The organism is Psychrobacter immobilis (genome assembly GCF_904846225.1).
Taxonomy (GTDB): Bacteria; Pseudomonadota; Gammaproteobacteria; order Pseudomonadales; family Moraxellaceae; genus Psychrobacter; species Psychrobacter immobilis_F.
On record NZ_CAJGZJ010000017.1, the window covers coordinates 26,237 to 46,410 of the forward strand.

A 20,174-nucleotide genomic window follows, 5' to 3' on the forward strand; every position below is an offset into this window, starting at 1 on the left:
AAAAAGCTGCTCTTTATGAGAGCAGCTTTTTTGTAGATTATGATTTGCTGTTGATAAACCTATATCGACTGCAACACTTCATTATTTATTAGGAACGGTTAGACGTTGACCACGCTGCAACATAGTATCTGCGCTGATATCGTTCATTTCAGCCAACTCTTGCGTAGATACGCCGTATTTACGCGCTAGGCCAATCAAACTATCTCCTGATCCAACGGTATAACTAACAGTTAATTTCGGTACTTTAAGCGTTTGTCCGCGCTGTAGCTGTGCTTTAGTTGTCAGATTATTGGTCGTCGCCAAATCTTCTACTGACACCCCAAATTGACGTGCTAGCGCAATCAAACCATCGCCCGATTTAACTTTATAGCTTTCAGTATTGCCAAGTTTTTTGCCACTACTACTCGCTGTGCTAGTAGCACTGCTACTGCTTTGGCTGTTGCTGCTTTGATTGTTACTACTAGAAGCAGCAGGGGCACTACCGTTAGCAGGAATAGTAATAGTACGACCCAGTATAAGATTAGAATTGGTTTTGAGATTGTTTGCTGTTGCTAAATCACTTAGGTCGATATTATAGCGTTGGGCAACGCCTGTTAAGGTGTCACCTGACTTCACTTTATAACTGACTGCTTTATCATTCAGCTGACGATCTACCAATTCTTTAGATACGGGTACTTTGATGGTTTGCCCGCGTTGCAGACGTGCTTTGGCATCAAACTTACTGTTCACTGCTGCAAGCTCTGTTGGGCTAACACCCACACTATTAGCAATTCCGATTAAGGTATCACCTGATTTTACTTTATAGTTAGTGGTCGCCACTGAGCTTGAGCTGCTTTGGCTACTAGAACTGGTAGCAGAATTAAAATCGACGCTAGCAGGCACCTTCAAGGTTTGGCCAACATACAATGAACTTGTCGTACCCATACCGTTAAGAGAGGCTAAGGTGTCCGTCGAAACATTGAATTGACGCGCTAGTGCAATGAGACCATCACCCGCTTTTACTTTATAGTTCTTGGTAGCAGTGGTTGATTTGCTTGGTTTAGTGGATGGTGCTGCAGGTGTTACAGTAGGCACCTTTACTTTGCCCGGTATTAACCACAGCTTTTGGCCTCTTAGTAAATCAGCACGGCTGCTTATATTATTATAGCTGGCTATCTGAGTCACTGACAAACCGAAGCGATTGGCTGTCCCAATCAGCGTATCTCCGCTTTGTACTACATAGCTATCCGGTTGCTTCGTCTTTTCATTACTATCAGTGCTTAAAGGCTGAATAGTTTTAGCATTATATAAGTACAAAGTACTACCAGATAACAGACTAGCGCTGGCATCTATTTGGTTCCATTCTGCGATATCACGCCAACTCACACCAGCACGACTGGCGATATTAGATAACGTGTCACCACGCATTACCGTATAAGTCGTACGAGTGCCTTGCGGTTTTGGCTTACTAACTGATGTTTTCGCAAAGCTAAGCTTTTTCTCTTCACCACTGGCTTCTAGGATAGATTGCTGTGTCTGGACTGCTGATAGGTTAATGTTGCCATCAGCATTGATAACATTGGTCTCAGAAGTACTGCTGCGTATTTGATTGGCAATGAAATCACGCTCTTCTTTGCTTAGCGGCGGTTCTTGGACAATCGTATTGTTTTGTGTGATCTGAGCAGAAGTGGTCGGTAGACTGTTGCTATTTTTGAGTTCCGCATTGATCTTATTCGTTTCGGCAGTCGTCAATGGTGGCTCAGTACGTACGGACGCATTATTACTATAGATAGAGCTGCTAGATGACGTAGTAGATGGTGAAATGTAGCTCGTCGTTTGCTGAGGAACACTAGCGCTCGCCGCATAATCAGCCAATGCACTGCTATTGGTGGGCAATGAAGAGGCACTATAAGGCTTGTTATTATAACTTGGTGTGCTTGACGTGTTCGACGTGCTAGTGGGGCTGCTTGTTGTATTGTTTGATGCAAGTATATTACCCGTGCCATTACCTCTTAATAAGCTTAATTTAGCATCGGTATTGAGGCTCACATCATTAGGAATAATGATACGCTGCGGGCCTGAAGAATCAACACGTCCCGATGTTAGCGCTGTATTCAATCTTTCTAGCTCATCATAAGTGACGCCTGTTATCTGTGCTACTTCTGACAAACTCACGCCATAATTGACTGGCACACTACGAAAATGCTGACGGTTGGCAATAGCCGGTAAATAGACGCCATACTGTTCAGGCTTGGCAATAATTTCGGCCACCGCCAAAAAACGTGGTACATAGTTCATGGTTTCAGTGGGCAATTTAAGCGACCAGTAATCTGTTGGCAATCCACGCGCAGCATTGGCATCAATTGCCTTCTGTATACGACCAGGGCCCGCATTATAAGCCGCTAGTGCCAACTCCCAACTACCAAATTGATTGTGTAGCGCTGTCAAAAAGTCATAAGCGGCGCGTGTTGATTCGATAACATCGCGGCGACCATCATAGGTGCTACTTTGGTTCAAACCATAAATTCGACCTGTACTTGGAATAAACTGCCACAAGCCTGCTGCTGCTGCACTACTCGTGCCACTTGGATCATAAGAGCTCTCAATGACTGGCAGTAGAGCAAGCTCCGTTGGGATATTACGACGCTCGGCTTCTCGTACCGTATGGTAAATATAGCGACTGGCACGCGCAGTCAAACGATTCAGATAGTCTTGTCGACTGGTGAACCAACTTTTTTGTCCTTCAATGCGCTGATTATATGTCGGCTGACCGCCATTCATACGATAACCAGCCCGCAAACGATTCCATAAGTCACCGTATTGCTGAATAGCAAGTTTGTTACCTTCCACCATTGTCATGTCACTGGCTTCTAATAGGTCTGCTAACTCATCCAAACTCTCCGCATCCAAAAAAGCAGTTGAATAATCAGAGCTACTGCCTGATGCAGGAACTTGACTAACGGGACGTTTAGTAATGATTGACGAGCTATTGGTCGCACCCTTATTTTTTATCATTGACGTATTACTACTACAAGCACTGATAAGTAAAGTGGATACCGCAAGCGTCAGTGGCAACGCAATAAATGAGCGAGAGTTTGATAGCACAGTAGACATGGTATTGGAAGTTTCCTAACGACAGAAAGTGACAAGATAAAATTGATAGATAGTATAGTATGCAATGTAAAGCAAAAACTACTCTAATATAAAAAGATAATGACCAAAAGTTAAGTCAACATTTAAACCATTGGATTAAAACAGTTGATAATTCGATTGTTTAATATGACGAATGGGTAGTAATTATTCATAACTTATCACTGTCGTTTGAAATAATCTTTTTAAAAGATCATTTTTCCTAAAAACCAGCTAATGAATCTACCTTATAACCAATAACTGGTTAATTTCCACTCAATCAATATTATTTTTGACTTAATTGAGACTTAGTTAATAGCCACTTGCGATACGGCCCGTAGTAATACTGCGTTACCAGTAGCTACTGTTAAGGTAACTCTTGATGTTGTGACAAACGAGATTTTTTGACCATCTTTAACCCAACTCTCATTAGTCGTGACATTGGCTTTAGCCTGTTCACCAGTAATAACGATGTTATCTACAGCAATATCATAGCTGTAACTAGAAGTGTCACTCCAACTATTCTGTAGCAGTTTTAGATAAGCGTCTTTATCTAAGCTAGTAGATCTGCCTTTTCTAGACAATGAAATCAGCGCGTCATCAGAGACCAAACGAGCGACTTGACTGACATTTTGGCTATTCGCAGATGACTTCATTGCTGCTATATAATTTTGTACCAAAGCTTCGGTCATGGTTGCTGCTTGCGCACTGACACTTACGGTACTTGCAACGGCAACTACCGCAGCGATGCTAGCACTTTTCATTAATAACGCTAGCAGCCCCTTTCCCCATAATCGTTTCATGATAGTCCTTAGCGATACTATTGTTATTATTGTCATCTAGTGACGACTGACGTTTATCTATCGGTGAGTAAAACCTATTAGACAGTTATTGCTTCACACGCCCTAGATCCATTACAGATTGACTAGACGCTTTTATTCTACATGCTTCATTTTTATGATAGCACTGTTATCCATAAAGATATTGTTGTTTTCAAAAGCACTGTTGATGTTCTAAAAAGCCCTGTTAAAAGCTATAACGGCATACTTGTATCATAGAGTGAGCGTATCATTCAATTCTCACAGCTGTGTGACACCCTGTGTAATTATTGCGAATACCAAGATACGAAAACAATTACTATAGGAGTGTCACTTTATAGACTTACTGTGGATAAAAAATTGGCATCTAGTGAGCCGATTGCCGCCGTTTATAACTCAGCGCAGACATTTAAGACTTGCCACTAGTGTCTGTACCACTATCTTCATAATATTCATCATCACTGAGTTTCATGCCCAGACGTTCTACTCGTCTGTCCATCATTTGTCGAGCCAGTGCTTGCATATCTTCAACGCGGTCTATCTCATCGACAATTTCAAGACCCAGTAAAGTCTCAAACACATCCTCTAGTGTCACTAGACCTTTTACTTCACCATATTCACCGACCGTAATCGCAATGTGAATACGGTTTTTTAGCATAAGCTCTAACAAGTCAAACAGTTTCATTTTTGAAAATACAAAAGTGATATCTCGTTTAAACTGAGTCAATGGCTTATGCATCGCATGGTTAACTTTTGCCAACAACATATCTGTTTTTAAGACAAAGCCAGTAATATTATCTAAGTCACCATCATAAATCGGTAATCGTGAAAAGGTAAGTTTTGGACGATCAACCAATAATTCGGCGACGGTTTTGTTTTCTTCGAACGATAGCATCACTGAACGTGGCGTCATGATATCTTCGACTTTAATGGCACCGAACGCCAGTAAGTTACGAATAATACGTGATTCCAATGGATCTATTTGTCCCGACTCTTCACCGATACTAGCAAGCGCCGCAAACTCACGACGGCTAAAGGTTTCAGGCTCTTTGCCACGTACCAAAAGTTTGGTTAATTTTTCTGAGATCCAAATCAGAGGATACAACAGCAGGATAATACCCCGGACGAAATAAGCAACTAGTCCGCCTAATTGACGCCAGTATACCGTTCCGAGTGTTTTTGGCATAATTTCAGACAAAAACAAAATAGCCAATGTCATTACGGCAGAAAACAGACCAAACCATGCACTACCGAACACGATTGTTGCCTGAGCACCAGCACCGATAGAACCTAACGTATGAGCCACTGTATTCAAGGTCAAAATAGCCGCCAACGATTGATCGATATTATCAACCTTCAATCGTTTTAGCATATTTGCTTTTTTTGGATTGGTTTCTTGAATGTCAGCAATATATGACGGTGTCATACTGAGCAATGCCGCCTCTGCCAAAGAGCAAATAAAAGAGATGCCGATGGCAACAGCTACAAAAAGTATGAGTAGTAAAACACTGGTGGCTGTTGGCGCTGCTAACGCTTCCGTGGTGGTGGCTGCCCCCGCTGCAAAAGCCGGATATGGCAATAACGCTATGAGCATCGCCGTTAATAACGATAGCCCAAAGACTGGCTTAGTATAGCTAGAACTCATAGAATGGCGTGTCGTCGGAGGAGGTTTAGCTGACGCTTCTTTATAAGCGCGCGGACGACATAAACGAGGTACAAACATAAAAGTGGTGAACAAGTTGGGTAACCTAAACAGAAAAAAGGGAAAAGGAATATAATGAGCAAGCTATACCAGATAATAGAATTAGATTCTAAAATAGGCAAAGATGTCCGTAAAACATCTATAAATAGCGACTCAAAGCCGATTTAGTATTTCATATTAGACTTTATTATATCCCAGTAAACCGCATGATAAATGCAGGTAATTATTACCATTTGATAGTAGCATTGATGATGATATTTCACAATAAGTCGCTATTTTTAAGGCTTTATTTTTTTGTACCTGATATTTTCTGACACTTACCGAACGACCATTTAATACTTGAAATTTGGTATACTCTCAGCACTTTGGCATCACTTGTGTCATTTGACGAAAAAATTATCGCAATAGGTGCGTCGTAAGCATGCGACTACCTTAATAAAAACACACTCAGCCTATGATTAACAGTTACCAAGGCTGGGATTTTTTGTTACTATGCGTCTAAATTTATTGTTATTTATAATTTATTGAGAGAGAGATATGGAACAGTTCGGTCAAATCTTATTACCGGTCGCCTTTTTTGCCATTTTTTACTTCTTGGTTATCCGTCCACAATCTAAGCGTACTAAAGAGCATCGAGCTATGGTTAACGCCTTGAGCGTTGGTAGCGAAATTATCTTTGCTGGTGGCTTAATGGGCCGAATCAAAGCCCTAGAAGGCGATTATGCCGTTGTTAGCCTAAATAACAATACTGATGTCAAAGTACAACGTGCTTCTGTTATCTCAGTATTGCCTACTGGCACCATTGAAAGCGTTTAATCATTAATAGTCCCTTACTAATGATTGTTTGATTTGATGGTCGTATCATCAGTAAATGTAATGACTAAAAATGACCGTACACTATCTACGGTCATTTTCGCTGTAACGTAGTGACCTAAAATAGCTTGATAGACTCATAAATAGTCTATTTTTCTATTTTAAATATAATGTCTCTGTTTATTTTATCAGTGATATTTTTAAAGACTCTGTGTCTTTGAAAACCCTGTGTTTTTGAAGACCTTATATCTTTGAAAATTATATGTTTTTGAAAACTACATGTTTTTGAAGAATACATAAAGATGCGTCTGTATTATTTGCTTTACTATCATCGCGGATGATCGCAATGGTACATGATGACGGTTGCCACACATGGCACTCGACCATTGCTATCGCTAACTTCCCATCTGCTAACTTGTGGCCTACGTCGCCAGTCGTTTATCAACCTAAAGAAGTGATTATGCAATATCCCGCTTGGAAATACTTACTTATTACCGTCGTGCTAATTATTGCCGGTCTATATGCTGCCCCTAATCTATATCCTGACGAGCCTGCCGTGCAGATTACGAGCGCTGCCGCGGGTACACAGTTGTCTGAAGGTATTTTAACCCAGTCTCAAAGCCTGCTTAAAGACGCTGGTTTAAAAAACCATAATGGTACCTTTGAAGGTAATAGTGCGCTGGTACGCCTTGACAACCCAGTTGATCAGCTCAAAGCTCAAGAAGTGCTACGTCAGAATTTGGGCGACGACTATGTGGTCGCACTTAACCTAGCGCAAACAACCCCGCAGTGGCTACGTGACATCGGTGCAAAACCAATGAAGCTTGGCCTTGATTTACGCGGTGGTGTCCGTTTTGTGTTAGAAGTCGATATGGACAAAGCGCTTGAGCAGCGTCTGACCAGTGCCAGCCGTGACATGCGTCGTGAGCTACGTGCCGAGCAAATTGCGATTAAAGGCATCAAGACCGAAAATAGAAGCGTATCACTACATTTTTCTGATACAGATACCCGTAATCGTGCACAGAACGTTTTACAAAGCTCGATGGGTAATACGTTTAGTCTACAGTCCTCTATTGACGATCAAGGGCCAGCCTTAATTTTGGCTTATAATGATGCAACGCTTGACGAAATTAATAGTTATGCGGTCAATCAAAACTTGACGACCTTACGTAACCGTATTGCCGAGCTGGGCGTTACTGAAGCCTTGGTACAATCGCAAGGTGCCAGTCGTATCGTTGTAGAGCTACCTGGTGTACAAGATACCGCTGAAGCAAAACGTGTCCTTGGGCGTACGGCAAATCTTGAGTTCCGTATGGTCGCTGAAGACAGCGAAAGCTATGTAGGTGGCATTCCTCCAGCGGGTACCGAAGCGTTCCCATTTGAAACACTTGATGGGCCTCCTGTACTGCTACAGCGCCAAGCGATTGTTACTGGTGATAAAGTGACCAATGCTCAAACGGGTGTTGATGAAAGCGGCTCTCCTGAAGTAAGTATCACGTTGGACAGTGCTGGCGGCAAGCTGATGCAGAACGCTACACGGACTGCTGTTGGCAAACAAATGGCGGTATTGTTCATTGAAAACAAACAAAAAATTACTTATGAAGAAGATCCGGCGACGGGAGAAACTGTCGAAGTAAGAACGCCTTATGCTGAGACTAAAGTAATCAATCGTGCCAACATTCAAGCGGTGCTTGGTTCATCTTTTAGAATTACAGGTCTAGACAGCAGTGCTGAAGCGGCTGAACTTGCGCTTTTATTACGCTCAGGCGCACTTGCTGCCCCAATGTACTTTGTAGAAGAACGTACGATTGGCCCATCACTAGGTCAAGAAAATATCGATAAAGGTCTATTCTCTACTCAGATCGGTTATCTATTAGTGTTTGCGTTTATGATTATTTTCTACCGTCTTTTTGGCGTAATCGCTAACGTGGCACTTGCCGTCAACGTTATTATTATCATTGCCATTATGTCAATCTTAGGCTCATCTTTAACCTTGCCTGGTATTGCTGGTATCGTTTTGACTATTGGTATGGCAGTTGATGCCAACGTTCTGATTTTTGAGCGAATACGTGAAGAGATTACAAACGGTGTACGACCAAAGTCTGCTATCGTGGCAGGTTTTGACCGAGCATTTAGTAGTATTTTCGATGCCAACATTACAACCTTATTAGTCGCATTTATCCTATTCGCGATTGGTACTGGCCCAATTAAAGGCTTTGCGATTACGCTCGCTATTGGTATTGTCAGCTCGCTATTTACCGCTATTTTGGTCACTCGCGCGCTGATACAGATTGCTTATGGTAAGCGTAAATCTATCAAACGTTTGAGCATCGGTTAGGAGAATATTATGGCGATCGAACAGAATAACCCTCTAGAACAGCAGAACAATCCAGATCGAAATGGTTCAGGTGGCTCAAACAGTGATGCAAATAATGCAAGCACGCGCCGCCGTCAAAAACCACGCCGCGATGGTAAAGGCAGTAATACCAAAACCAATAACCCAACCACTGCCACATCAGGTAAAAGCCAAACTCGTCGTGGTGGTAAAGGTAACGGAAAAGGTAGTCAAGCATTGGCCACGCAAATGTCTGATACTTCCGCAGCTATTGACCCTAATTTAGCATTGAGCAATGCTGCAGATGATGCAGCAGCACAATCTGAAGGTGGTATTAAAGCCGTTGGCAATCAGCGTATCATTCCATTTATGAAGATAGAGAAGCCAATGGCGCTTTTATCTTTATTGTTGGTCATTGCTAGTATTATTGCTATTGCAGTGAATGGCCTAAACTTAGGTCTTGATTTTACTGGTGGTGTCTCAGCAGATGTAAATTACGAGCAGCCTGTCGAGCAGGTCGAAGTGGTACAATCACTGGCGGCTAATGGTTTTGATGATGCAGTAGTACAGTATCTTGGTACACGGCAAGAGCTGCTTATTCGTCTTCCTCCTCAGTCAGATAGCGTCGATGGACTAAATGCTAGCCTTAACAAAGCACTGTCCCTCCCTAATAATAACGTTGAAATTAGTAACGTTAACATTATCGGCAGCCAAGTTGGTAATGAGATTTATCTAAACTCAGTCATGGCACTCGTGTTAGCATTGGTATGTATGCTAGGTTATGTTGCCTTACGCTTCCAGTTCAAACTTGCGCTTGGTGCTGTATTATCGCTATTTCATGATGCTATCGTGACTATTGGTGTTTTTGCCTTATTTGGCTTCCCTTTCGACTTAACCGTCTTGGCAGCTGTTTTGGCACTGGTTGGTTATTCTATAAATGATACTATCGTTGTTTATGACCGTATCCGTGAGAATTTCCGCCGCGTTCGTGGCATCACGCCGCGCCAGACCGTTGATTTGTCTTTAACAGAGACACTTCGCCGCACGATTATGACCATCTCCACTGTACTTTTGGTTGTTTTGGCGATGTTGTTCCTAGGCGGCGATGGACTGTTTTGGTTCTCAGTGGCATTGTTTATTGGATTGATAGCTGGTACTTACTCATCTACCTATATTGCAAGCTCAATTCCATTGCATATGGGTCTATCTCGCGATGACTTTATTGTGAAAGTAAAACCAGAATTCGAAGAAGAAATTGTCACTTTTAATGATCCAAAAATGTTTGAACAAGACAATGCTTAATGATACTTAGCCGCAACTGATTAAGTTAATGATTAGATAAATTTAAGCAGTTCTAAGATTCATAGCTAAGTAAACGGTAATGATCTTTAAATAAAAGCACCTGACTTATGAATAATGAGTTTAGGTGCTTTTATCTTTATAACTGTTTTTTCTTCAATCATTAAACCTGCTGCGCTGACTTTATCTATCGGTTAACAGACAGCGTTTTATCCTCTTTATTGTTTCAATATAAACGAGCCATAAATGCCAATGACTAAAACGCCATCTAGCGCAATGCCACCGATTGATACCCGATATAAGCGTATCATTGCTATTGCCTTGCCAGTATTATTGGCCAATTTGGCCATGCCCCTACAAAGCGTTATCGATACGGCGATTGTCGGCAATATGAATGATACCGCCAAACTTGCTGGCATGGGTTTGGCCATACAGTTGTTGTCGCTATTGCTCGTCAGTTTTAACTTTTTACAATACGCCTCATCTGGACTATCCGCTCAAGCCCTCGGACAGTTAGCCAACCATGTTGACGGCTCTGTCAATGATACGAAAAAATCAGTAAACCTAGTACCATCCCCGCTACTGTCTATCTTGCAACGTGCCTTGTTATTAGCATTTTTTATTGGCAGCATTCTACTATTGGCAAAACCTTGGTTGATTGATTTTGGTTTGCAAGCTTTGTCAGCCAATCCTGATAGCGGGCTTGCAGCAAAGACATATCTGGATGTACGTTTTTGGGGTGTGATCGCCGAGCTGATGAACTTTGCTTTTATTGGCTGGTTTGCAGGACAAGGCAAAACGCGTTATATGCTCTATCAACAAGGCTTTATCGCTATACTTAACATTATTTTGACCTTGTTTTTTGTTTTTACGATGCAAATGGGCTTGGTTGGCGTGGCACTAGGAACCACCATTGCATTTTGGTTGGGTATTTTATTGGCACTCTGGTTGAGTCGTCAACATTTGCAAATAACTTGGAAAGCGTTATTCACTGCTGATCGACAACATTTTACTCAAGAAAAAATACTTAGGCTATTTTCACTAAATAAAGATATCTTTATTCGTACACTTATCTTGACCTTGAGTTTTGCTTGGATCACTCGTCTTTCTGCCCAAGGTGGCGATGTCATACTGGCCGCCAATGCGATTTTACTCCAAGTCCTCAGTATCTCAGCCTTTGCCCTTGATGGCGTAGCAGTATCCGCCGAGACCTTAAGCGGTCAAGCAGCAGGACGACGGGATTGGGTTCGTTTTCGCATCATCGTGAAGCGTACAGGTGTCGTCAGTTATGGCCTTGCTATCATGTTAAGTGCGATATGGTGGATTGTGATGCCACTGTATTTGCAATTCATGACCAATATCGAACCCGTCTTTAGACTCGCTTATGATTACCATTTATACGCTGTATTGCTACCTGTCGTTGGCGTCGGCGCATACTGGTTAGATGGTATATTTTTTGGCTTAACCGCTGGCAGTGTGATTCGTAATGCCGCCCTAATACTAGCCGCCATCTTTTTTCCATTAAGCTGGTTGTTCTATCAACAGTGGGATATGACGGGCATTTGGCTGAGCGTATGGTGTTTATTGTTATTAAGATTCATTATTTTGAGTGTCTTCTTATATCGCGCTCATCAAACAGGCAGCTATGAAAAATTACAGCCTCATGTTTAATACTGTTTTGATTGAGTGATTTTTTAACTCAGCTTTTTAGTAAAAAATAATGATAAGCAAAAATGATAGTAATAAAAATTAGGATACCGTGTGACTATTCATTCAAATGAGATAAGCCAACAATTTAAAACCAGCCATAACTGGGTCGAAGGTTTCAAAAAAAGCCTGCCAGTAGCAATGGGCTATCTGCCTGCAGGTATCGCCTTTGGTGTGCTTGCACAAGTTGCTGGCATTCCTGTATGGGCAATCATTATGCTCAGTATCGTACTCTATGCGGGCGCGGCTCAATACGCTTGTTTACCGATGCTGAGCGCTGGTCTGCCGATTGGCAGTGTCGCTACGAATATTGCGGCTATTAATTTGCGTCATGTGTTTTATGGTATGCCATTATTGCAGTACCTGCCAAAACACAAGCTTGCCAAAACTTATTGCCTATTCGCTCTTACTGACGAGACTTTTTCGGTCATGACCAGTTTACCTGACGAATCACGACAATCATTGATGCTGCCAATAAGCTTTTTTAATCAAAGTTGGTGGGTGCTAGCAAGCGCGATTGGTGTGCTAATCGGTAGTGCGCTCAGCGATTTGGTGCCACACTTGGACTTTGCCTTGGTTTGTCTGTTTGCGATTTTGGCTTATGAACAATTTCAAAGCATCAAACGTTATTTCCCCATTGGCATCGCTGTAATCTCCTTAGTCATTGCCTCTTTATTTACGAGCAACTGGCTATTATTGGTAGCGATTACCATTTGTATGCTGATGATTTTAGCGCGTGGCATTTGGGCAAAGCGTGGTTTTATTGGAGAAACTGATGAGCAGTAGTTATCTTATTTTTGCTACTCTTGCAATGGCTGCTGTTACCTTTATTACCCGCGCCCTTCCCGCTTTAATACCCAAAAAGCTTTTGGATACGCCTTGGCTTCATCGATTAAATGAGAGTTTACCGTTGTCAGTCATGGTACTACTCATTTTGACCAGCCTCTCCTATCAAGACCTGTCGGCAGCTACTGGTATGAATAGCGCAGAGTTGCATTTATTAATGGCACAAATTGGTGCCTTACTTTTGGTACTATTAATCTATCATGTCAGTCGTCAGTTATTGGTAAGTATGGTTGTCGGTATCGCCGCTATTAATGGTTTATTGTGGGTATTTACTAATTTTCTAAGCTAATGCTATCAATTAAGCATGCTATAGTCAAAACACCCTAAAACGCTACGTTACTACTGATATCAATTTTTTGAAGCTTCTGTCTGCGCAGGAACAGCAAGCAAGAAAAATTGATAGCAGCAGTGTGTGATGTATCGATATTAATTTTCACTGACTATAATTAATGACATACCCTGATAACAACCAACAAGAAAGCCTTGAGAATTTCGAAAAAACTTAGCGGTATTTTGACTATAAAAAAGGCCGCATTCTCGTTAGAATGCAGCCTTTTATTTTCTGATGATACTTTTAATCTATAACTAATTACATCTCTTCAACACCCATCATATCAACTGGGGTATCAGCAACTATCTGCACGCCTTTTTTACCTGTCTTGGCAGTTTCGCTACGCTGTTGTTGCAGATGATCAAGATACGCTTCGTTAATTTGACCGGTGATATAACAGCCATTAAAAACGGCACAATCAAAGCCTTCAACCTTACTGTGCTTGGTATCTTTTACTGCATCAATTAAATCATCCAAGTCTTGGAAAATTAATCGATCAGCGCCAATAATATCACGCACCTCTTCTGTCGTGTGACCGGAGGCAATAAGCTCACTACGCACTGGCATATCAATACCATAAACGTTCGGGTATTTGACTGGTGGCGATGCACTCGCAAAGAATACTTTGTTAGCGCCTGCATCTCGTGCCATCTGAATAATCTCATGACAGGTCGTACCACGAACGATAGAGTCGTCAACCAACAATACGTTTTTGCCTTTGAACTCTAACGGTACAGCACTAAGCTTTTGACGAACCGATTTTTTGCGTTGCTGCTGACCCGGCATGATAAAGGTACGACCGATATAGCGGTTTTTCATAAACCCTTCACGGTACTTAATATTCATCTTAAGCGCCAGCTCCATCGCTGAAGTACGCGAGGTATCCGGAATAGGAATGACCACATCGATATCATGATCTTCGCCCCATTCAGCAAGAATTTTATCTGCCAGTTTTTCACCCATACGTAAGCGTGATTTATAAACTGAGATATTATCCATGATTGAATCTGGACGAGCAAAGTAGACATACTCAAAGATACAAGGTGTATATTCTTGCTGTTCTACACACTGCTGAGTATGAAGCTTATGATCTAAATCAATAAAAATAGCTTCGCCCGGCTTCACATCACGAATAATGCTAAAGCCTGATCCTGTCAAAGCCACTGATTCTGAAGCGACCATGTATTCGGTGCCGCCGTTTTCTGCCATGCGCTTACCAAAAATAAGCGGACGAATGCCGTTTGGATCACGAAAAGCAAGTAGACCATGACCCGTAATCAAAGCAACCACCCCATAAGCGCCTTCACAGCGACTATAAACCGCTTTTACTGCTTCAAAAATATCAGCAGCGGTTGGATTGGTTTTGCCCAAATTTTGCATTTCATGCGCAAGTACATTCAACAGTACTTCAGAATCTGAGTCAGTATTTAGATGGCGACGATCTTCGATGTACAGTGATTTGGCCAAGCTCTCAGCATTGGTCAAATTACCGTTATGTGCAAGCGTGATACCATAAGGTGAATTGACATAAAATGGCTGGGCTTCCGCACTACTAGAGGTACCAGCAGTTGGATACCGAACATGACCGATACCAAATTTACCAACCAGTTTCATCATATGGCGATTCATGAAAACGTCACGTACCATACCATTTTCTTTACGTAGATAGAGTCTTCCATCTTGCAAAGTGACTATGCCAGCGGCATCTTGCCCGCGATGTTGTAGCATCGTGAGACCATCATAAAGAATCTGATTGACTGGCTCATGAGCTGCAACTCCAATGACTCCACACATAGTTATATCCTATTTTGACCCATACATTAGTATTACAATAACGGCAAAATCTCTGACAGTAAACGATAGAAATTTGGACTGTCACTCACCGCCGACCTGATGATGTTAAACATTTAAAAATATGTATCTTTTCAATTATTTAAAAAAAGAGCTATCAATATTTAATCTATCGTCTCTTATGAGCTATAGATGCTATTAAACAATTTTTTATCAAGGATAATTGGGTTACAAAAACAATATTATAGAAACGACAAGAAATTATAGAGGCTAAAATCATACGTAATAAATGTCAGCCATATAATAAACCAGAAACATAAAATTCTATGACTGATTGATTTGATCCCAAGCGATACCTAGTACATCTGAAACCAGCTCTTTGCCCATCGGTGCATAAGGCAATAGCTCAGGCGCGAGTACCGAGGTTTGCCATTGCGGCATTTGAATTAATAAAGGGGCACTAACGCTAAGAACAACCAACACCATTAGTACATTTTTGGCGGCACCCAGTACACCACCAGCCATTTTATCAACTATACCCAAACGCAAGGTTTTGAGCACACCTGAAAAGACAAATGCGACTAAATGCATGATAGCCAATATCACAATCACCACTAATAAAAATGCCAGTGCCGTTTGTAAAACAGGATTTTGTACGATACCTGATAGTTGCGGCGACACGGCTCCCGCCAAACGCGTAGCAGCTATAAAGGCAATAAACCAACCTGCTAAGCCCACTGCTGTTTTAATCAGTCCTACTTGAAAGCCACGCCATAAGCCAATCAAGACAACAACAGCAATCACGATATCTAGACCACTCATGTGTTACGCCTTATATCTTATTCATTTTCATTGGATGTTTGTGACAAGGTTAATTGTTAATTATTGGTTTAAGATCGAGTTTTTTCATCTAGATTACAATTAATTGATTAACAACTTAACTTTCCATCGCATCGTAATAACCACCGACTGCTTGAATACAAGATTGTACCAGTCCAGGTCCACGATAGATAAGCCCCGTATAGAGCTGCACCATATCAGCACCCGCTTCAATCTTCTTGACAGCCTTGGCACCACTATCAATACCGCCTACGCCAATCAGAGCTACCTTACCATCGAGCTGATCAGAGAACTGTTGTAAAATTTGGGTACTAATGTGGCTCACTGGTCGACCTGATAGACCGCCTGTTTGGTCGCCATCATGCAAATCTTCAACACCTATGCGGCTCAAAGTCGTATTGGTCGCAATCAATCCATCAATCTCGAAATCTATCAACTGCTGTGAGATATAGTCCACTTGTGACGGCTCTAAGTCAGGCGCAACTTTGAGTACCAATGGCACATAAAAGCCATATTCGGTTGCTAATTGATTGTGACGGTTTTTGATCGTATCCAAAAGCTGAGTCAATGCGTCGCCACTCTGCAAGTCACGTAAGTTTTTGGTGTTTGGAGAGGAGATATTAACGGTAATATACGAGGCATGCGGATAAGCACGTTCTAAGCAATAAACATAATCATCAGCCGCCTGCTCTACGGGTGTATCGGCATTTTTACCGATATTAATACCAATATTGCCTTTATATTTGCAGCGTTTGACATTTTCGACCAGATAATCGATGCCTTCGTTATTAAAACCCATACGATTAATAATAGCATCGGCTTGTTTGAGTCTAAATAGTCTTGGCTTATCATTGCCAATCTGCGGTCTTGGTGTGACCGTGCCCACTTCTATAAAACCAAACCCCAGCTCAGCTAACGCATCGATATAATCACCATTTTTATCCAGTCCTGCTGCTAGGCCAACTGGATTAGAAAACTGTAAACCCATACAATCTGTTGGCTGCATCGACTGACCATACACCAAACCTAACACGCGCGCTTTATGAGCTTTATCTAATAAAGATAAGGTCATCTCATGAGCGTGTTCTGGATCCATTCTAAACATAAAAGGGCGAAGTAAGGCATAAGACATAGTAAGGACAGACCCTGGTCGAAATAAATAGTGAGTGAAAAGTGCGAATAAAATCAAGCGCTGCGATTATATCAGCTTAACAGAAATAAGAGCAAAGTTTCATGCAGTAAATTTCTATAGTTAAATCGAATTAGACACAGTCAAGTGGCGACTAAGCAGCGGTAGCAGATCGCCATTTTTAAAACGGGAAACAGGCCAACCTAACCGTAAAAAAATAACCATCATATGAGAACTAAGGTACAGGCCGACCATCAGCCAACGCTATCCAGCCTCGGATAATGCGATAAAGGTGCCAAATGAAGGTAAAAAAGATAATGAGTGAACCAAATCCAGCTAATAGTACCGAACCAATAGCAATGTTTCCGCCACCATCAGTCAATATGCTGATACCAAACCCACCCAATGCAAAAAAAACAATGGCAATACCTATAAAAAACAAGACGATACTGTACCAAAAAGTCTTAATCTGCCAATCAAAATGTGTGGCTAGCCATGAGCCATCTGCATCACGACGCTTCACGTAGTTCATTACAATCGGTACAATCCAAAGCAAACCAGCGGTAAAATAGCTGATCACATACAAGAAATAAGTAATGTGATTATAAGTGATTAAAGATCGGCGCTTATTGTCGGTCATAATATTGTAGTTTCCTTGTTGGGCAATCTCATTATCAGATATTGTACCAACAGAATCACTATAATGGTTGTCAGCCACTTTGGTCTGTTGGCGTATACGCTCATCAGGTTTGTGTTTAGGAGAGTGATTCATCGTAAATATCTATATCTGACAGTAATTAATCATTCTTTAATTGTGCCAAATAAGGAGTTTTTCAATGATACTCACAATAAGTAAATCATTGAGGAGGTTATTATAAAAAAACTCTACAATCTATCGAACGGCAATATAGTCGATCCACTAGATAGCACTTCATACGATGCCTGTTTATGAAGTAACTCTCATATGGTGTAACCGTCCCTATGGCGCAACCGTCGCTTGCACCTGAATGGCTTTGTTTGTCGGATCTTGTTGCATGGATAACTGAGTAAACTGCCAGCCTTGCTGCTCAAGCTGACCAAGCGCTGCACTGACGACTGCCTGACTAGGATGAGTAAAGCTCAGCTGTACCGCGTCACCCGCTGCGACTACTTGAGCATTTTCAATACCAGCGTTGCTCAACAGCGCACTGACGCTATTGGCAGGTGGCATCGCTGCTTCACCGTCAGCAGTATTGGTCGCATTCACGGCGTTTCTATTGATATTACCTGCTTGCGCTCGCAACCAAAAATAATCCCCCACTTGCTCTTGATAGTCACTTTTACTCTGACTGGCTGCTTGATGGATACTATAACCTCCGTAGCCACCAATAAATAACAGCAAAAATACAGACAATACCGCTAACGCCAACTGATCGCGTGGAGACAGTACTTGCCAGCGCGATGACAATACCTGTTGGAAACCGTTCATGCGCTCTGACAGCACGTTGCTTCCAATACCGTTGCTGGTCTCAGGATTCATTTTATTATGTTTGGCGCGGCGCTGTAATCGTTTCATGTTCTGACCTTTTTTCTATCACTTAAGTGACTAATCAATTATGATGCCGCCACAGTTGCTTGCGTATCTTTATTTTCTACAACATTCACAGTGACTTGACCACTAAATTGCCCTTCTTCACTGCCATTAACCTGCTCTAGCTTAGCATTTAAACCCTGTGCCGCCAGTGTGCTCGTAAACCGATCGAGACTATCTCGGTCAGGGGCAATCAAGGTAAAGCTGAGTGACGATGGCTGCATGACTAACGCTTGTGCATGCAATGAAGACTGCTTGATTAAAGGTGATATTCGAGCCAACGCTGCCATATGAGAAGCAGGGGTTTGACTGTCACTGTTCAGCTTGGGTTGTAACTGTACTTGCAGTTTTGTACGGGCACTCAATGGCTCATTAGCAAACCAAGACTGATACTGTTTAGCAATCTCGCTCTTGGTTGCAACGGTTGCATTATTGTACTGATACCATTGCACGCCATCGGTCGCCATTTGTAGTACCAATGCTGATAATGCGACCATCATTGCGACACGCAGATACGGCGATAGCTGTGAATCTGTTGATTTGACAAAGAAATTAAGCCCATGACGTTCGGGATTTTCAAGCGGTATTGGCGTCGTGGTCAACGTGGTTAATAGTAACTGATGCTCAGTGATAAGCGCAGCAGTTTGCGCCATAGCATTGAGTTGCGTTAATGGCTTTTGCAAATCAACATGACGATTAGACTCTATAGTGCCATTAAAAGCGTCAGTAACGTCGTCGCTAGCAGACAGATTTGAAGAGTTGTCAGACGACTCTATAGGCGGCAATAAATTTACTTCGGTTAAATGCGGAAAGCGCTCAAAAATCAGCGGTAAATAGCTGACAGCCATGCCCAGACGTAATGACTGGCGCAATATCATGGTTTGTGTATCTTGATAAAGTGTCACTTGCTGACCTGCACCCTCTTCTGGCGTTGGCAACAGTAGAAAATCAGGAAGTAACGCTGTTATATTCATACCAACCAATTTGGCGCTTTGCTGCCACGATTCGATATCGCTTTGCGCCAGTGCGTATAGTTGATGATGGTCAGCATGACTGATTTGCCGAATGGCCAGTTGCTCAACAGGGGTGAGCGAGATCTCTTCAAATAGATACTGTTTACCATTAATGCCCAGCTGTTTAAGCTGAGCCGTATTAAAGTCAGTATCTACTTGTAATACATGGCTTGAGGGAAAATAGAGACACAACGTTTTTTGAGCATTGGTTTTGTAACTACCATAGATAGCTTGCAGCTGCTGCCAACCCTCGACTACTTCCCATCGTTGTACATCTTCATGCCAGACAGCTAATGGACTATGCTGCGCTCGTAACCAAACATGTAACACTAAGCGTGTCCTTAATTAGTGAAGCTATTATAGAGAGGCAGTTGTCAGTAAGGCTGCTCAGGAACAAAACGATCAACCTCATGTGCCATACCGCCCATCACAAAGTCCATTTCAAACACTCTTGCTTCTGCTAGAGAGAACGACTCAGGATACGCTCCCGTTAGCAAGCCAGCAATATGAGCAACGATAGACATATGACAAACCACGACGAGACATTCTGCTTCTATATCAGCTAAGTCTACTAAAGCCTCACGAGCATCATCAGCGGGCGTAATATTATTCTGTATAGTTGAGGGTACTTTTGGCGCACGCGATTGAAGCGCTGCCAGTGTTTGCTGCGCTCGATCATAAGGACTCACAACAAAACAATCTGGATGATAGTGAGTCGTCACATATTCTGCCGTTTGCGCGGCTTGCTGCTGCCCAAAGTCCGTCAGCTGACGTACGCTATCTGGACGCGATTCGTCTTCTGCTTGACCATGACGTACTAATATAATTTTCATAACCGTCCTTGTCTTCCTTTTCTGGGTACACTATTTTAA

16 protein-coding genes are annotated in these 20,174 nt (G+C 42.1%); 6 read left to right on the top strand and 10 right to left on the bottom strand.

All coding sequences use genetic code 11. The features are described 5' to 3' along the window. Positions 1–81 precede the first annotated feature (81 nt). The 3 genes from JMX48_RS10935 to JMX48_RS10945 form a co-directional block, all read right to left on the bottom strand. A complete protein-coding gene (locus tag JMX48_RS10935) occupies positions 82–3,093 on the bottom strand; it encodes a LysM peptidoglycan-binding domain-containing protein (RefSeq protein ID WP_201537682.1) in 3,012 nt (1,003 codons plus the stop codon). Positions 3,094–3,416: 323 nt separating this feature from the next. After that, the gene (locus tag JMX48_RS10940; protein WP_201537684.1) at positions 3,417–3,911 is read right to left on the bottom strand and encodes a nuclear transport factor 2 family protein; all 495 of its coding nucleotides are present in this window, start codon (positions 3,909–3,911) and stop codon (positions 3,417–3,419) included. Between the two features lie 424 nt (positions 3,912–4,335). Further along, positions 4,336–5,571: a hemolysin family protein gene (locus JMX48_RS10945; protein WP_227687992.1), complete on the bottom strand. Its 1,236-nt coding sequence runs from the start codon at positions 5,569–5,571 to the stop codon at positions 4,336–4,338. Between the two features lie 594 nt (positions 5,572–6,165). Here JMX48_RS10945 and yajC point away from each other — a divergent pair. From yajC to JMX48_RS10975, 6 genes are all read left to right on the top strand, one after another. Then, the gene (yajC, locus tag JMX48_RS10950) at positions 6,166–6,444 is read left to right on the top strand and encodes a preprotein translocase subunit YajC (protein ID WP_201537686.1); all 279 of its coding nucleotides are present in this window, start codon (positions 6,166–6,168) and stop codon (positions 6,442–6,444) included. Positions 6,445–6,901: 457 nt separating this feature from the next. Continuing rightward, positions 6,902–8,779: a protein translocase subunit SecD gene (secD, locus tag JMX48_RS10955; RefSeq protein WP_201537738.1), complete on the top strand. Its 1,878-nt coding sequence runs from the start codon at positions 6,902–6,904 to the stop codon at positions 8,777–8,779. Positions 8,780–8,788: 9 nt separating this feature from the next. Further along, a complete protein-coding gene (gene secF / locus JMX48_RS10960; protein WP_201537688.1) occupies positions 8,789–10,078 on the top strand; it encodes a protein translocase subunit SecF in 1,290 nt (429 codons plus the stop codon). Positions 10,079–10,321: 243 nt separating this feature from the next. Then, a complete protein-coding gene (locus tag JMX48_RS10965) occupies positions 10,322–11,746 on the top strand; it encodes an MATE family efflux transporter (RefSeq protein WP_201537690.1) in 1,425 nt (474 codons plus the stop codon). A 90-nt stretch (positions 11,747–11,836) separates the two neighbouring features. Next, positions 11,837–12,568, top strand: a complete 732-nt coding sequence (locus JMX48_RS10970; RefSeq protein WP_201537692.1) for an AzlC family ABC transporter permease — start codon at positions 11,837–11,839, stop codon at positions 12,566–12,568. Further along, positions 12,558–12,917: an AzlD domain-containing protein gene (locus JMX48_RS10975; RefSeq protein ID WP_201537694.1), complete on the top strand. Its 360-nt coding sequence runs from the start codon at positions 12,558–12,560 to the stop codon at positions 12,915–12,917. The genes JMX48_RS10970 and JMX48_RS10975 overlap by 11 nt, the downstream gene beginning before the upstream one ends. Before the next feature lie 300 nt (positions 12,918–13,217). On the opposite strand, the gene purF is transcribed toward JMX48_RS10975, so the two are convergent. From purF to JMX48_RS11010, 7 genes are all read right to left on the bottom strand, one after another. Beyond that, positions 13,218–14,753 carry an amidophosphoribosyltransferase gene (gene purF, locus JMX48_RS10980; protein ID WP_201537696.1) on the bottom strand — a complete coding sequence of 512 codons (1,536 nt, stop codon included), beginning with the start codon at positions 14,751–14,753 and terminating at the stop codon, positions 13,218–13,220. A 321-nt stretch (positions 14,754–15,074) separates the two neighbouring features. Then, positions 15,075–15,572, bottom strand: coding sequence for a CvpA family protein (locus JMX48_RS10985; RefSeq protein ID WP_201537698.1), 498 nt, complete (start codon positions 15,570–15,572; stop codon positions 15,075–15,077). A gap of 115 nt (positions 15,573–15,687) precedes the next feature. Next, entirely contained in the window at positions 15,688–16,722 is a 1,035-nt protein-coding gene (locus JMX48_RS10990) for a quinone-dependent dihydroorotate dehydrogenase (protein ID WP_201537700.1), read from the bottom strand. Between the two features lie 232 nt (positions 16,723–16,954). Further along, the gene (locus JMX48_RS10995; RefSeq protein WP_227687993.1) at positions 16,955–17,491 is read right to left on the bottom strand and encodes a DUF4870 family protein; all 537 of its coding nucleotides are present in this window, start codon (positions 17,489–17,491) and stop codon (positions 16,955–16,957) included. A 207-nt stretch (positions 17,492–17,698) separates the two neighbouring features. Then, the gene (gene gspM, locus JMX48_RS11000; protein ID WP_201537702.1) at positions 17,699–18,274 is read right to left on the bottom strand and encodes a type II secretion system protein GspM; all 576 of its coding nucleotides are present in this window, start codon (positions 18,272–18,274) and stop codon (positions 17,699–17,701) included. 38 nt (positions 18,275–18,312) lie between these two features. Continuing rightward, complete coding sequence (gene gspL, locus JMX48_RS11005; RefSeq protein WP_201537704.1) at positions 18,313–19,632, bottom strand: type II secretion system protein GspL; 1,320 nt, start codon at positions 19,630–19,632, stop codon at positions 18,313–18,315. A gap of 44 nt (positions 19,633–19,676) precedes the next feature. After that, the gene (locus tag JMX48_RS11010; protein WP_201537706.1) at positions 19,677–20,135 is read right to left on the bottom strand and encodes a SixA phosphatase family protein; all 459 of its coding nucleotides are present in this window, start codon (positions 20,133–20,135) and stop codon (positions 19,677–19,679) included. Positions 20,136–20,174: the final 39 nt, after the last annotated feature.

Bases quoted from the DNA above. Each gene is read 5' to 3' on its own strand.
- secD (WP_201537738.1), top strand. From the start codon at position 6,902: ATGCAATATCCCGCTTGGAAATACTTACTTATTACCGTCGTGCTAATT.
- JMX48_RS10975 (WP_201537694.1), top strand. From the start codon at position 12,558: ATGAGCAGTAGTTATCTTATTTTTGCTACTCTTGCAATGGCTGCTGTT.
- JMX48_RS10935 (WP_201537682.1), bottom strand. From the start codon at position 3,093: ATGTCTACTGTGCTATCAAACTCTCGCTCATTTATTGCGTTGCCACTG.
- JMX48_RS10965 (WP_201537690.1), top strand. From the start codon at position 10,322: ATGCCAATGACTAAAACGCCATCTAGCGCAATGCCACCGATTGATACC.
- purF (WP_201537696.1), bottom strand. From the start codon at position 14,753: ATGTGTGGAGTCATTGGAGTTGCAGCTCATGAGCCAGTCAATCAGATT.
- JMX48_RS10945 (WP_227687992.1), bottom strand. From the start codon at position 5,571: ATGAGTTCTAGCTATACTAAGCCAGTCTTTGGGCTATCGTTATTAACG.
- gspM (WP_201537702.1), bottom strand. From the start codon at position 18,274: ATGAAACGATTACAGCGCCGCGCCAAACATAATAAAATGAATCCTGAG.
- JMX48_RS10940 (WP_201537684.1), bottom strand. From the start codon at position 3,911: ATGAAACGATTATGGGGAAAGGGGCTGCTAGCGTTATTAATGAAAAGT.
- JMX48_RS11010 (WP_201537706.1), bottom strand. From the start codon at position 20,135: ATGAAAATTATATTAGTACGTCATGGTCAAGCAGAAGACGAATCGCGT.
- secF (WP_201537688.1), top strand. From the start codon at position 8,789: ATGGCGATCGAACAGAATAACCCTCTAGAACAGCAGAACAATCCAGAT.
- yajC (WP_201537686.1), top strand. From the start codon at position 6,166: ATGGAACAGTTCGGTCAAATCTTATTACCGGTCGCCTTTTTTGCCATT.
- JMX48_RS10990 (WP_201537700.1), bottom strand. From the start codon at position 16,722: ATGTCTTATGCCTTACTTCGCCCTTTTATGTTTAGAATGGATCCAGAA.
- JMX48_RS10985 (WP_201537698.1), bottom strand. From the start codon at position 15,572: ATGAGTGGTCTAGATATCGTGATTGCTGTTGTTGTCTTGATTGGCTTA.
- JMX48_RS10995 (WP_227687993.1), bottom strand. From the start codon at position 17,491: ATGAATCACTCTCCTAAACACAAACCTGATGAGCGTATACGCCAACAG.